Source organism: Halorubrum sp. Atlit-26R (assembly GCF_003666015.1).
Lineage (GTDB): Archaea > Halobacteriota > Halobacteria > Halobacteriales > Haloferacaceae > Halorubrum.
The window spans coordinates 245,248-258,830 of sequence record NZ_QPLT01000001.1; the positions used below are offsets into that span (position 1 = coordinate 245,248).

Below are 13,583 nucleotides of genomic sequence, written 5' to 3' on the forward strand. Positions count from 1 at the left end.
CAGATGAGCCGGGTGTCGGTGACGGGCTCGAAGCGCGTCATCGACGACGTCATCGAGGCGGCGTACACCCACCACTCCCTGCACGTCACGGACTACGACGACCGGTACGAGGGGTTCGAGCCGGGGACCTCGCTCGACGGCGCGGAGACCGTCAACGAGCGGCTCGTCACGGTCCGGTCGCTGGAGAGCATCCTCGACGTCGACGAGGGCGACGCCGACGTCGCTCGCTCGCTGGACGACGACGAGCTCGTCGACGAGCTCGAACGCGTCCGCGGGCGGGTCAACGAGCTCAACGACGAGCGCGACGAGCTTCAGGCGGCGGTCCGCGACCGCCAGGAGGAGATCGACCGGCTGGAGCCGTTCGCGGAGCTCGGGATCGACCTCGAGTACCTGCGCGGCTACGACTCGGTCGAGGTCGTCGTCGGCGAGGCAAAGCCCGCCGCCGTCGAAGAGGCGCTCGAAGACGCCGACTCGGTCGACGTCTTCGACGTCTTCGCCGGCGGCGACGTCGTCGCCATCGTCGCGCGGCCGCCCGACTCGGACGCCGAGGGCGTCGTTCAGGACGCGCTCGTCGGCGTCGACATCGCGCTGCTCGACGTGCCGGACGCCGACGCGAGCCCGGAGGAGTACGTCGCGGAGCTGGAGGCCGAGCAGGCCGACCTCCGCGACGAGCTGAGCGGCGTCGAGCGCGAGCTCGAATCCGTGAAGGAGGAGGCGGCGGGCTTCCTGCTGCGCGCCGAGGAGCAGCTCACCATCGAGGCCGAGAAGAAGGAGGCGCCGCTCTCCTTCGCGACGACCGAGAACGCGTTCGTCGCCGAGGGCTGGGTACCGACCGAGACGTACCCGGACTTCGAGGCGGCGATCGCCGACGCGGTCGGCGACCACGTCGAGGTCGAGGAGCTCGAACGCGCCTCCTTCACCCCCGACGGCGACCACCACGCCGAGCCGGTCGACGACGAGGGTGGCGGATCCGCGGAGGGGAGCGCCGCGGACGCGGAACGCGAGACTGAAACGGCGGTCGCCACCGACGGCGGCCACGCGGCGCACGGCACCGACGACCCGCCGGTCGTCCAGGACAACGGCGGCGCGGCCGGTCCGTTCGAGCTCCTCGTTCAGGCGTTCGGGCGGCCGAAGTACTCGGAGTTCGACCCGACGCTCCTCGTCTTCCTCACGTTCCCGGCGATGTTCGGGTTCATGATCGGCGACGTGGGGTACGGCGTCCTCTACGCCGCCATCGGGTTCTTCATGTACTCCAAGTTCGACGGCGCGTTCCGCGAGCTCGGTTCCGTCGCGATGTGGGCCGGCGGCTTCACGATACTGTTCGGCATCTACTACGGTATCGACCTGTTCGGCTACCACGCCTACCAGCTGCTCGGGATCCACTGGCCGGTCGAGGGGAAGGGCCTCTCGCCCGCCGACCTCGACTGGGGCCTGTCCTTCCTCGTCGTGAGCGTCGTGTTCGGGATCCTTCACCTGAACGTCGGCCACGTGCTCTCGTTCGTGAGCACCGCCCAGCAGCACGACCTGAAACACGCCGTCTACGAGGCCGGCTCGTGGCTGCTGATCCTCAACGGCGCGTGGATCTGGATCTTCAGCCGGGTGTTCCCCAACTCGAAGCCCGACTTCCTGTTCGAGGCCGTCTCGGTCCTGACGTTCGGCGCCGTCTCGTTCAGCGGGTTCCCGGTCCTGATCGGCTGGGCCGGCGCGGCCGCCGCGGTGCTCGGGCTCGTCCTGCTCGGGATCGGCGAGCCGCCGGAGCTGGCAGAGTTCCTCTCGCCGGTCGTCAACGTCATCTCGTACGCCCGGCTGATGGCCGTCCTGCTCGCGAAGGGCGGGATGGCGCTCGCGGTCAACCTGCTCGCGTTCGGCGCGTACATCGACGACGGCGGCGACGGGAGCTTCCACTTCATCTTCAGCGCGGACTACCTCGCCGAGGTGCAAAACACCGCGGACTACGAGCTCGTCTTCGCGGGGATCACCACGGCGTTCGACCCCGCCTCGATCGGTCTCGTCGGGGTCGTCGCGCTCGTCGGCGGCATCGTCGTCGCGCTCGTCGGCCACGTCGTCGTCCTCCTGCTCGGGGTCACCTCCGCCGGCATCCAGGCGGTCCGCCTCGAGTACGTGGAGTTCTTCGGGAACTTCTACGAGGGCGGCGGCCGCGCGTACCTGCCGTTCGGCCGCGACCGGAAGTACACCCGCGACGACTGACGGCCCGCCGTCGGTCGCCGCTCGGTCTCGCCGCTTCGCCTGCGGTCGAACCCGGCAATCCCGTCGGGTTTTGACGCGAATAGCACCCGCTTTCCCCGTCGTTCTCCGGGATTCCGTTCGGTCGTTTTGGGAAGCTTTATGACTCCTGTAGGGGCAAATAGCAACCGTTCGGAGACGAGCAACAGCAACTACTACCAATGTTTGAAGCTACCAACGAACTCGGGAACCTCGTACTGTCGACCGGTGGAACGCTGACTGACCCCAACGCCGCGGCGGCGCTCGCCGTCGGGCTCGCGGCGCTGGGCGCTGGCTACGCGGAGCGCGGTATCGGGTCGGCCGCGGTCGGCGCGATGGCCGAGGACGACGACCTCTTCGTCAACGGGCTCATCCTGACGGTCCTTCCCGAGACGATCGTCATCCTCGCGCTCGTCGTCGTCTTCATCGTCGGGTAACTCTCCAGCGTTTTTCAACCAATGAGTTTGGAAACCGTCGTTGAGGACGTTGAAGATGAGGCCCGCGCGCGTGCGGAGGAGATCCGCGAACAGGCCGAGGCGGAGGCCGACGAGATCGTCGACGACGCCGAGGCCGACGCGGAGCGCATCCGCGAGGAGCGGCTCGCCGAGGTCGAGAGCCAGATCGATCAGGAGCGCGAGCAGACGCTCTCCTCGGCGAAGCTCGAGGCCAAACAGGAGCGGCTGGGCGCCCGCCGCGACGTCTTAGAGGACGTCCGCGACGACGTCGAGGCGGCGATCGCCGGCCTCGACGGCGACGACCGCCGCGAGCTCACCGAGGCCCTGCTCGACGCGACCCTCGCGGAGTTCGACGACGACGAGGACGTCGCCGTCTACACCCGCGCCGAGGACGTCGAGCTACTCGAGGAGCTCGTCGCGGACCGCAACGCCGAGGTCGACGGCGAAGTCGACTGCCTCGGCGGCGTCGTCGCCGAGAGCGACACCTCCCGCGTTCGCGTGAACAACACGTTCGACTCGGTCCTGGAGTCCGTCTGGGACGACGAGTTGAAGAACATCTCGGAGCGGCTGTTCGACCAATGAGCGCCGCCGGTAGCTCGAACCCCGAGTACGTCGTCGCGCGGGTTCGTGCCCGCCGCGGCAGCCTCTACGGGGACGAGGAGTACCGCAAGCTCACCCGGATGGGGCCGGCCGAGATCGCTCGGTTCATGGAGGAGTCGAGCTACGGCGCGGAGATCAACGCGCTCGGCAGCCGCCACGGCGGCGTGGACCTGATCGAGTACGCGTTGAACCGGAACCTCGCCGAGCAGTTCGACGCGATCCTCGACTGGAGCGAGGGGTCGCTGTACGACCTGATCGCCCGGTACCTCCGCAAGTTCGACGCCTGGAACGTGAAGACGGTCATCCGCGGCGTCTACACCGACGCGGACCAGTCGGCCGTCGAGGTCGACCTGATCCGCGCCGGCGAGTTCGACGACCGCCGGATCCGGCGGCTGCTGGAGGCGGACTCGATCGACGCCGTGATCGAGGTCCTCGAGGACACGATCTACGGCGAGCCGCTCCGGGAGGCGTACGCGGAGTTCGAGGAGACGGACGTGCTGGTGCCCTTGGAGAACGCGGTCGACCGCGCGTTCTACGAGCGGCTCCTCTCGGGGCTCGGCGGCGACGAGCCGACCCGGCAGTACGAGTCGTTCCTCGTGGCGGAGGTCGACTTCCGGAACGCGACGAACGCGCTCCGGCTCGCTCGCTCGGGCGCGGACATCGACCCCGCGGCGTACTTCATCGAGGGCGGCGACCTGTTCACCCGGTCGTCGCTCGCGCGGCTGGCGCAGAACCTCGACGAGCTCGTCGAGTACATCGGCGACAGCCAGTACGGCGACGAGCTCGGGCCCGCGCTGCGCGAGCTCGAGGAGGCGGACAGCCTCATCGCGTTCGAACACGCGATCGACGCCGCGCTGTTGGCGTACGGCGACCGGCTCGGCACGGTCCACCCGGTGTCGGTCACCCCGGTGATCTCCTACATCCTCGCGAAGGAGCGCGAGACGGAGAACATCCGGGCGATCGCCCGCGGGAAGGAGGCCGGCCTCTCGCCGGACGAGATCGAATCGGAGCTGGTGATAACATGAGCCAGGAGATAGCGGTCGTCGGCAGCCCGGAGTTCACGACCGGATTCCGCCTCGCCGGCGTCCGGGCGTTCGAGAACGTGCCGGACGACGAGAAGGACGAGGAGCTCGACGACGCCGTCGAGCGGACGCTCGACGACGACGACGTCGGCATCATCGTGATGCACGACGACGACCTCGACCACCTCTCGCGGGGGACCCGCGAGGCGGTCGAGGGGAGCATCGAGCCGGTCCTCGTGACGCTCGGCGGCTCCGGCGCCGGCAGCGGCGGGCTGCGCGACCAGATCAAACGCGCCATCGGCATCGACCTGATGGAGGAAGACGACTAATATGAGCAAAGCAGACACAACCGACGCCGAGACGGACAACGGCGTCATTCAGAGCGTGAGCGGTCCGGTCGTGACCGCCCGCGATCTCAACGCCCGCATGAACGACGTCGTCTACGTCGGCGACGAAGGGCTCATGGGGGAAGTGATCGAGATCGAGGGCGACCTCACGACCGTTCAGGTGTACGAGGAGACCTCCGGCGTCGGCCCCGGCGAACCCGTCGAGAACACGGGCGAGCCGCTGTCGGTCGACCTGGGTCCGGGGATGCTGGACGCCATCTACGACGGCGTTCAGCGCCCCCTGGACGTGCTGGAGGGCAAGATGGGCAGTCCGTACCTCGACCGCGGGGTCGACGCGCCCGGCATCGACCTCGAGGAGGAGTGGGAGTTCGAGCCCGAGGTCGAGGCGGGCGACGTCGTCGAGCCCGGCGATATCGTCGGCGTCGTCGAGGAGACGGTCACCATCGACCACAAGGTCATGGTGCCGCCGGACTACGAGGGCGGCGAGGTCGTCGCCGCCGAGGCCGGGAGCTTCGACGTCACCGAGACGGTCGTCGAGCTGGACAACGGCGAGGAGGTCTCGATGCACCAGGAGTGGCCGGTGCGCGAGGCCCGCCCCGCCAACGACAAGAAGACGCCCCGGACGCCGCTGGTGTCCGGCCAGCGCATCCTCGACGGCCTGTTCCCCATCGCGAAGGGCGGGACGGCCGCGATTCCCGGCCCGTTCGGCTCCGGGAAGACGGTCACCCAGCACCAGCTCGCGAAGTACGCCGACGCGGACATCATCGTCTACGTCGGCTGCGGCGAGCGCGGCAACGAGATGACGGAGGTCATCGAGGACTTCCCCGAGCTGGAGGACCCGGCCAACGGCAACCCGCTGATGGCCCGCACCTCGCTCATCGCGAACACCTCGAACATGCCCGTCGCGGCGCGCGAGTCCTGTATCTACACCGGGATCACGATCGCCGAGTACTACCGCGACATGGGGTACGACGTGGCGCTGATGGCCGACTCCACCTCGCGGTGGGCGGAGGCGATGCGCGAGATCTCCTCCCGGCTGGAGGAGATGCCCGGCGAGGAGGGGTACCCCGCGTACCTCGCCGCCCGGCTCGCGCAGTTCTACGAGCGCGCCGGCTACTTCGAGAACATCAACGGGACCGAGGGTTCGGTCTCGGCGATCGGCGCGGTGTCGCCGCCCGGCGGCGACTTCTCCGAGCCGGTCACCCAGAACACGCTGCGGATCGTGAAGACGTTCTGGGCGCTCGACGCGGACTTAGCGGAACGGCGCCACTTCCCGTCGATCAACTGGAACGAGTCGTACTCGCTGTACAAGGACCAGCTCGACCCCTGGTTCGAAGACGAGGTCGCCGACGACTGGGCCGAGCGGCGCCAGTGGGCGGTCGACGTGCTCGACGAGGAGACGGAGCTGCAGGAGATCGTCCAGCTCGTCGGGAAGGACGCCCTGCCCGACGACCAGCAGCTCACCCTGGAGGTCGCGCGCTACCTGCGCGAGGCGTACCTCCAGCAGAACGCGTTCCACCCGGTCGACACGTTCTGTCCGCCGGAGAAGACGTACCTGATGCTGACGACGATCCAGACGTTCAACGACGAGGCGTTCGACGCGCTCGACGCCGGCGTCCCGGTCGAGGAGATCATCGACATCGACTCGGCCCCGCGGATTAACCGCATCGGCGTCCAAGAGGACTACGAGGAGTACGTCGAGGATCTCAAAGCCGAGATCACCGAGGAGCTCCGGAACCTCTACTGACCATGAAAGAGTATCAAACCATCACCGAGATCAGCGGCCCCCTCGTGTACGCCGAGGTCGACGAGGCGATCGGCTACGACGAGATCGTCGAGATCGAGACGGCACAGGGGGAGACGCTGCGCGGACAGGTGCTCGAATCCTCTGAGGACGTGGTCGCGATCCAGGTCTTCGAGGGCACCTCAGGCATCGACAGAGACGCGTCCGTCCGCTTCCTGGGCGAGACGATGAAGATGCCCGTCACCGAGGACCTCCTCGGGCGGGTGCTGGACGGCTCCGGCCGCCCGATCGACGACGGCCCGGAGATCGTCCCCGAGGAGCGACAGGACATCGTCGGCGCGGCGATCAACCCGTACTCCCGGGAGTACCCCGAGGAGTTCATCGAGACGGGCGTCTCCGCCATCGACGGGATGAACACGCTCGTCCGCGGGCAGAAGCTCCCGATCTTCTCCAGCTCCGGCCAGCCGCACAGCGAGCTCGCGATGCAGATCGCGCGGCAGGCCAGCGTGCCGGAAGAGGAGGAGGGCGGCGACGACGAGGAGGGCTCCGAGTTCGCCGTCATCTTCGGCGCGATGGGGATCACCCAGGAGGAGGCCAACGAGTTCATGGAGGACTTCGAGCGCACCGGCGCCTTGGAGCGCTCCGTCGTGTTCATGAACCTCGCGGACGACCCCGCCGTCGAGCGGACGGTCACGCCGCGGATGGTCCTGACGACCGCCGAGTACCTCGCCTTCGAGAAGGACTACCACGTCCTCGTCATCCTGACGGACATGACCAACTACTGCGAGGCGCTCCGCGAGATCGGGGCGGCCCGCGAGGAGGTGCCCGGCCGACGCGGATACCCCGGGTACATGTACACCGACCTGGCGCAGCTGTACGAGCGCGCCGGCCGGATCAAGGGCCGCGACGGCTCGGTCACGCAGATCCCGATCCTCACGATGCCGGGCGACGACGACACCCACCCGATCCCGGACCTGACCGGGTACATCACCGAGGGGCAGATCTACGTCGACCCCGACCTCAACAGCCAGGGCCTCCAGCCGCCGATCAACGTCCTCCCCAGCCTGTCGCGGCTGATGGACGACGGGATCGGCGAGGGGCTCACCCGCGCCGACCACGCCGACGTGAAAGACCAGATGTTCGCGGCGTACGCGGAAGGTGAGGACCTCCGCGACCTCGTGAACATCGTCGGTCGCGAGGCGCTCTCCGAGCTGGACAACAAGTACCTCGACTTCGCGGACGCGTTCGAGTCCGAGTTCATCGACCAGGGCTTCGAGACGAACCGCGACATCGACGAGACGCTCTCGATCGGCTGGGACCTCCTCTCGATGCTGCCGAAGGACGCCCTCAACCGGATCGACGAGGAGTTCATCGAGGAGCACTACCGCGAGGACGAGTCCGAGCGCGAAGTCCTCGAAGCCGCGGACTGAGCCGGCGTTTCCTCCCACTTTTCGCCCGTCACCAGCAGCCGCGCCGGCGACCTACTCCTCGTCTTCGATCAGATCGATCACGTTCTCGCGGCCGATCCGAAGTTTCTCAACCTCGCCCTCGTCGGCCATCCCCGAGAGCACGCGCGACGCCTTCGATTTCGACCAACCGAGCTCGTCGACGATCGCCGACTGTTTCATCCGGCCCTCTCGCCCGCGCAGGAGGCGCCGAACGCGGTCCTCGTCGGTGAGGAGGTCCGGGCCGCCCGCGGCTCCGCCGACCGCGTCGTCGTCGGCAACGCGTTCGGCGCGTTCTCCCTCCGCCGTCGGGTCGGTCGCGTCGTCCCCGCCCGGCCTTCCCGACGCGCCTCCGGGGGCGGACGTTCGGTCCGACGATCCGCGTCCGGTCCGCATCGCATACGCCGCGCCGGCGAGCGCGACGAGCAGGACACCGGCGAGTACGAGCACGCCGACGGGGAGGCCGCTCTCGTCGGCCCCGGTTCCGGGGCCGCCGTCGCCGTCAGCCGGCGATCCGCCGTCGCCGGCCGTCGGTGCGGCGCGAACCCGCGGGCGACCGTCGGCGAAGTCCTCTCGGCCGCGCCATTCGACCACGCCGTCCGCGGTCTCGGCCGGCGCGGGCGACGCCGACTCGACGACGTAGCCGTCGGGGGCGGTGATCGCCAGCGCGTCGTCCTCGTCGATGAAGAACCCGCCGGCGAACACGTCGCCGGCGACGACGGCGTCGTCCTCGACGGCGGCGAAGCCGGTCCACGTGAACCGGAAGCGCACGACGCCCCACCGGCGAGGCACCTCCTGTATCACCGTCTCGGCCTCGAAACCGCCGGCGCGCATCTGGCGGTCCGACGAGTCGTTCGCGGCCGCGACGACTCCGCTCATCCGATCGGAGAACGGACCGAGGTACCGACTGGTGTTCGATCTGAACTCCTCTTGAAATCGCTCGTACTCCGCGGTCTCGGTGTCGTTTCCGAGCCGCGTCCGGAAGGTGATCTCCCACGTCGCGCTCCCGTCGGCGGCGAGGTCGATCCGCGTGATCGTGTTGTCCGGATCGGGCTGGTCGCCGACCTGCGGCGCGGCGACCGACTGCGCGCCCGGCGGAGCGGAGACGGACTGCGCGCCCGGCGGAGCGGCGACCGCGCCCGCCGCCAGAAAGCAGGCGGCGACGAGGAGGGTTGCGATCGATACGGCCGCCCGATCGCGTCGACTCATTAGTGTACGGTTTTCGGCCGCTCGGGTTAAACCCACAGATAGTCTCGCGGCGAGGACGCGAAATTCGACGCAAATCGGCGCAACGGTCGGTCACAGACGCGAAACGCGACGAAACGGTCCGCAATCGACCGCCACGGTCTGACCGGTATATGAGGGTGGCGCCCGTCGACGCATCCGTCATGTACGGCACACGATTCCTGACGGTTCTCTTGGCGCTGGGGCTCATCGTGGGCTCCGTGCCGGGCGGCGCGCTCGCGGCGGCCGGCGCCACCGAGGCGGACGTCGGCTCGCCCGACGCGGCGACCGAGCGTCTCGACGCCTCGACCGTCTCGGCACAGGCGGACGGAAACGCGACGGACGACGGAAACGCGACGGACGACGGAAGCGCGACGGACGACGGAAGCGCAAACGACAGCGATGCCGGCGACGACGCGTCGCGGGCGACCGTCGGACAGCAGCTGGCGACGGTCATCGCCGTCACCGACGACGAGGTGTCGGGCGACGTGGCGGCGTCGTCGCTCGACGGGGCGCTCGAGGACGCGAACGAGTCCGAGCGCGCGGCGCTCCTCGCGGAGCGGTCCGCGACGCTCCGCGAGCGCGCCGACGAGATAGTCGCCGACCAGCGCGAGGCCCGCGTCGCCTACGAGGACGGCGAGATAACCCGCAGCGAGTTCGCCCAGCGGCTCGCGGTCCTCGCCGGACAGGCCCGGACGGTCGACCGCGGCTTCGAGCGGGTCGCGGACGGCGCCGACGACACCTCCGGGATCGAGCTCCGCGCGGCGGGCTACGACCGGGGCGCGAACGCGGACGCCAGAGAGCGGCTCACTCGCGTGACGGGAACCGGGGCGAGCGCGCTCCTCGCGCAGTACACCGGCGAGCGCGACGGCGAGTTCTCGCTGGAGGTCGACGGCGGCGTCTCCATCGAGGTCGAGAGCGACGACGGCGAGCGGTCGCGCGAGATCGAGCGCGACCAGCCCGGTGACGGGAGCTTCAACGTGAGCCAGAGCGAGGCGCTCACCGCCGCCACCGCACAGCTGTCGACCGACGCCGACGGCGAGTGGACGCTCCGGTCCGCCGACCGCGACGAGGACGACGGCTACTACGAGTTCGAGTTCAGCTTCTTCGGCCCAGAGACGACGGGCGAGGCCGAGGTGAGCGTCGACGGCCAGACCGGCGAGGTGTTCGAGTTCGAGGAGGAGACGGAGCCGCGCGAGGCGGACGACGATGACGCCGACGAGGTCCCCCTCTCGGTCTCGATCGTCAACGGAACGGCCGATCCGGGCGCGACGGTGACGCTCCGCGTGACCGCCGCTGGCGAGCCCGTCGAGGGCGCGGCGGTCGAACTGAACGACCAGGACGCCGGGACGACCGACGCAGACGGGCGGATCGCGGTGACGCTGCCCGACGACGACGAGGTCGACATCGAGGTCGAGGACGGCGACCGCGAGGGCGACCTGGAGCTCACGCTCCGGTCTGACGACGGCGAGGACCGCGACGACGATCTCGGCGACCGGCTCTCCGTGGACGGTTCCGTCGAGAACGGAACCGTCGACGTCTCGGTGACCTACGACGGCGAGGGCGTCGAGGGCGTCTCCGTCTCCGTCGACGACGAGTCGGTCGGGACGACCGACGCGGACGGGACCCTCTCGTTCGACGCGCCGGCCGACGTCGACGAGTTCGGGGTCACGCTCGTGAAGGGCGCGTTCGAGGCCGAACTCGAGTTCGAGGTCGGTGCGGACGGCACGCTCGTGGCCGGTGACATCGACGTCGACGAGCGCGAGGCGGACGCCGCAGACGACGCAGACGACGCGGACGGCGAGGACGCGGACGACGACGCGGACGCGGACGACCTCTCCGTCGCCGTCGTCTCCGGCGACCCCGCACCCGGTGTGACCGTGACGGTCGAAGTGACCGACGCCGACGGTGCGTCCGTCGAGGGCGCGAGCGTCGAGGTCGACGGCGAGTCCGTCGGAACGACCGACGCGGACGGGCGGATCGCGGTGACGCTCCCGGCCGACGGCGACGAGATCGAGGTCGAGGACGGCGACCGCGACGGCGACCTCGAGATCGAGTACGACGCGGACGCGGAGGACGCGGACGAGGAGGACGCGGACGAGGCGGATGACGCTGATGGTGCCGAGGAGGGAGACACCGACGCCGACGACGATAGCGACGAGGAGGACGACGAGGAGGATGCGGAAGATGCGGAGGACGACGACGATGATGAGGAAGCCGACGATGACGAGGACGACGATGACGACGCGGAGGACGACGAGTGATTCGTACCCGCGGTCGAGTCGTCGCGCTCGCCGTAGCCGTCGCGTCGATCGCGGTGATCGGCGCGTTCCTCGCGCCGGGCGTCGCGGCGCTCGACGGGCCGGGAGCGGAGCCCGCTGTCGAGGAGGGATCGTCGTTCGTCGTCGCGCTCGACGCGGACGGCGACGCGACGGTCTCGCTCGTGTTGACGTACGACCTCACCGACGACGAGGCGGCGTTCGAGGAGCTCCGGGAGCGCCCGGAGAACGTCACGGCCCGGTTCGGTGACCGGATGACGCGGATCGCCGAGCGGACCGGCGCCGAAACGGAACGCGAGATGAGCGTCTCCGACGCGCGGGCCGACTTCGAGTCGACGAACGGGACCGGCGTCGTCCGGCTCTCTGCGACCTGGACGAACCTCGCGGCGGTCGACGGGGACCGGCTGGTCGTGAGCGAGCCGTTCGAAAGCGCGTTCCGACCGGACCGCCCGTTCGTGCTCGTCGCGCCCGACGGCTACGCGCTCGCCGACACGACGGTCGAAGCGGACGCGACGGCGCCGGCGACCGAGACCGGGGCCGCGACCGCCGAGTGGGCGGCCGGGACGGACCTGTCGGGCTTCTCGGCGACGCTCGCGCCCGCCGAAGGCGGCGTCACCGGCGGCTCGCTGCCGACGCCGCTGGCTCCGACGCTGGCGCTCCTCGTCGCCGGCCTGCTCGGCTACGCCGGCTGGCGACGGGCGTAGCCGGAGCGAACCGAACGGACCACGAACTTCGTACCGAGGATCGCCACGGGTCTCGCCGGGTCGCGTCCCCGCCGTCGGCCCCACCGGACCCGAGGGGGAGTCGCCGTTCCGAATCGGCCCTCGGTAGCGACCGCCCCCGGCCATCAGAGGCACACGATCCCGTCCGGATCTCTTTTTCACAATCTCCGACAGCCGACGTTCTTAGCGCCGCGTGGGCGACGCTGGCCCCCGCGTTCACCCACGACTGAAAAGAATTAACCGCCTCGGAGCGGAACCGTTTCCCAAGATGGCCAAGGACGTCAAACCGACGCGGAAGAACCTGATGGCGATCGAGGACCGCATCGAGCTCTCCGAGCGCGGCCACGACACGCTCGAACAGAAGCGCGACGGGCTCATCATGGAGTTCATGGACATCCTCGACCAGGCGCAGGACGTCCGGTCGGAGGTCTCCGAGAACTACGAGACGGCCCAGCGCAAGATCGACATGGCCCGGGCGATGGAGGGCGACGTCGCCGTCCGCGGCGCGGCCGCGGCGCTGAAAGAGCATCCCGAGATCACGACCCAGTCGAAGAACATCATGGGCGTCGTGGTCCCGCAGATCGAGTCCTCGAAGGTGAAAAAGAGCCTCGACGAGCGGGGCTACGGCCTGCTCGGCTCCTCGGCGCGCATCGACGAGGCGGCCGACGCCTACGAGGAGCTGTTAGAGAAGATCATCCTCGCCGCAGAGGTCGAGACGGCGATGAAGAAGATGCTCACGGAGATCGAGACCACGAAGCGCCGCGTGAACGCCTTAGAGTTCACCCTGCTCCCGACCCTCTACGAGAACCAGGAGTACATCGAGCAGAAGCTCGAAGAGCAGGAGCGCGAGGAGATCTTCCGCATGAAGAAGATCAAGGCGAAGAAGGAGGAAGAGGAGAAGGAAGAGGCCGAGGAGGCGGCCGCGGCGGTCGCGGCCGCGGAGACGGAAGAGCCCGAGCCCGCGGACTGACGCCCCGTCTGGGCGTCGGCTCCCGAACCGCCATCACTCGTCCCGCGTCGGTCGCCGCTCGTTTTTCCGCCGTCGGCTTTTAGCCCGACCCGCCCGTACCGGTGAGCGTGCCCTGTCCACACTGCGACGCCGACGTCGTCGCGTTCGCCGTGCCGCCCGCGCTCCGCGAGCACGCACCGGCCGACGCGGCCGCGATCTGTACCCGGTGTCTGCGGGTCGTCGCCGCGGACGAGGCGGGGATCGCGGGTGGAGTGCCTGACGATCCCGACTTCTCCGAGGTGGACCCCGCGTTCCCGTCCGGCGAGGCCGGCGTCGCGCTGGCGCTCTGCTGCGGGAAACTCGAGTCGTTCGCGCTCAACCGCGCGTCGATCGAGGCGCTGATCGACCACGCGGAGGTGGCGGGCGCCGACGCGTTCGCCTTCTTCGACCGACTCGACGCGCCCGAGGCCGCGTTCGACCTCGATCGCCGTCGAGCGGCGCTTTACGATGCGATTTAGGAGTTAAACGACTGATCGCTTTCGTCGAACGGTGACGTTGACAGTTGTCGTTTAT

General features: G+C 69.3%; 12 protein-coding genes. 11 read left to right on the top strand and 1 reads right to left on the bottom strand.

The window, feature by feature from the left end; genetic code table 11:
* Positions 1 to 3 precede the first annotated feature (3 nt).
* From DVK07_RS01145 to DVK07_RS01175, 7 genes are all read left to right on the top strand, one after another.
* Complete coding sequence (locus tag DVK07_RS01145) at positions 4 to 2,208, top strand: V-type ATP synthase subunit I (RefSeq protein ID WP_121595569.1); 2,205 nt, start codon at positions 4 to 6, stop codon at positions 2,206 to 2,208.
* A gap of 197 nt (positions 2,209 to 2,405) precedes the next feature.
* A complete protein-coding gene (locus tag DVK07_RS01150; RefSeq protein WP_004598766.1) occupies positions 2,406 to 2,660 on the top strand; it encodes a hypothetical protein in 255 nt (84 codons plus the stop codon).
* 21 nt (positions 2,661 to 2,681) lie between these two features.
* Positions 2,682 to 3,260 carry a V-type ATP synthase subunit E gene (locus DVK07_RS01155; RefSeq protein ID WP_121595329.1) on the top strand — a complete coding sequence of 193 codons (579 nt, stop codon included), beginning with the start codon at positions 2,682 to 2,684 and terminating at the stop codon, positions 3,258 to 3,260.
* On the top strand, positions 3,257 to 4,303 hold the full coding sequence (locus tag DVK07_RS01160) for a V-type ATP synthase subunit C (protein ID WP_121595330.1): 1,047 nt from the start codon (positions 3,257 to 3,259) through the stop codon (positions 4,301 to 4,303). The genes DVK07_RS01155 and DVK07_RS01160 overlap by 4 nt, the downstream gene beginning before the upstream one ends.
* Positions 4,300 to 4,629 carry a V-type ATP synthase subunit F gene (locus DVK07_RS01165; RefSeq protein WP_121595331.1) on the top strand — a complete coding sequence of 110 codons (330 nt, stop codon included), beginning with the start codon at positions 4,300 to 4,302 and terminating at the stop codon, positions 4,627 to 4,629. The genes DVK07_RS01160 and DVK07_RS01165 overlap by 4 nt, the downstream gene beginning before the upstream one ends.
* Before the next feature lies 1 nt (position 4,630).
* Complete coding sequence (locus tag DVK07_RS01170; RefSeq protein ID WP_121595332.1) at positions 4,631 to 6,394, top strand: ATP synthase subunit A; 1,764 nt, start codon at positions 4,631 to 4,633, stop codon at positions 6,392 to 6,394.
* A 2-nt stretch (positions 6,395 to 6,396) separates the two neighbouring features.
* Positions 6,397 to 7,821 (top strand): V-type ATP synthase subunit B, encoded by a 1,425-nt coding sequence (locus DVK07_RS01175; protein WP_121595333.1) that lies wholly within the window; start codon positions 6,397 to 6,399, stop codon positions 7,819 to 7,821.
* Between the two features lie 51 nt (positions 7,822 to 7,872).
* On the opposite strand, the gene DVK07_RS01180 is transcribed toward DVK07_RS01175, so the two are convergent.
* Entirely contained in the window at positions 7,873 to 9,045 is a 1,173-nt protein-coding gene (locus DVK07_RS01180) for a helix-turn-helix domain-containing protein (RefSeq protein WP_121595334.1), read from the bottom strand.
* A 179-nt stretch (positions 9,046 to 9,224) separates the two neighbouring features.
* On the opposite strand from DVK07_RS01180, the gene DVK07_RS01185 reads away from it, so the two are divergent.
* From DVK07_RS01185 to DVK07_RS01200, 4 genes are all read left to right on the top strand, one after another.
* Positions 9,225 to 11,324, top strand: a complete 2,100-nt coding sequence (locus tag DVK07_RS01185) for a DUF4198 domain-containing protein (protein WP_233565358.1) — start codon at positions 9,225 to 9,227, stop codon at positions 11,322 to 11,324.
* Positions 11,321 to 12,043, top strand: coding sequence for a hypothetical protein (locus tag DVK07_RS01190; RefSeq protein ID WP_121595336.1), 723 nt, complete (start codon positions 11,321 to 11,323; stop codon positions 12,041 to 12,043). Before DVK07_RS01185 ends, DVK07_RS01190 begins: the two co-directional genes overlap by 4 nt.
* A gap of 286 nt (positions 12,044 to 12,329) precedes the next feature.
* Positions 12,330 to 13,031: a V-type ATP synthase subunit D gene (locus tag DVK07_RS01195; RefSeq protein ID WP_121595337.1), complete on the top strand. Its 702-nt coding sequence runs from the start codon at positions 12,330 to 12,332 to the stop codon at positions 13,029 to 13,031.
* Between the two features lie 107 nt (positions 13,032 to 13,138).
* Complete coding sequence (locus DVK07_RS01200; RefSeq protein WP_121595338.1) at positions 13,139 to 13,528, top strand: DUF6276 family protein; 390 nt, start codon at positions 13,139 to 13,141, stop codon at positions 13,526 to 13,528.
* Positions 13,529 to 13,583 lie beyond the last annotated feature (55 nt).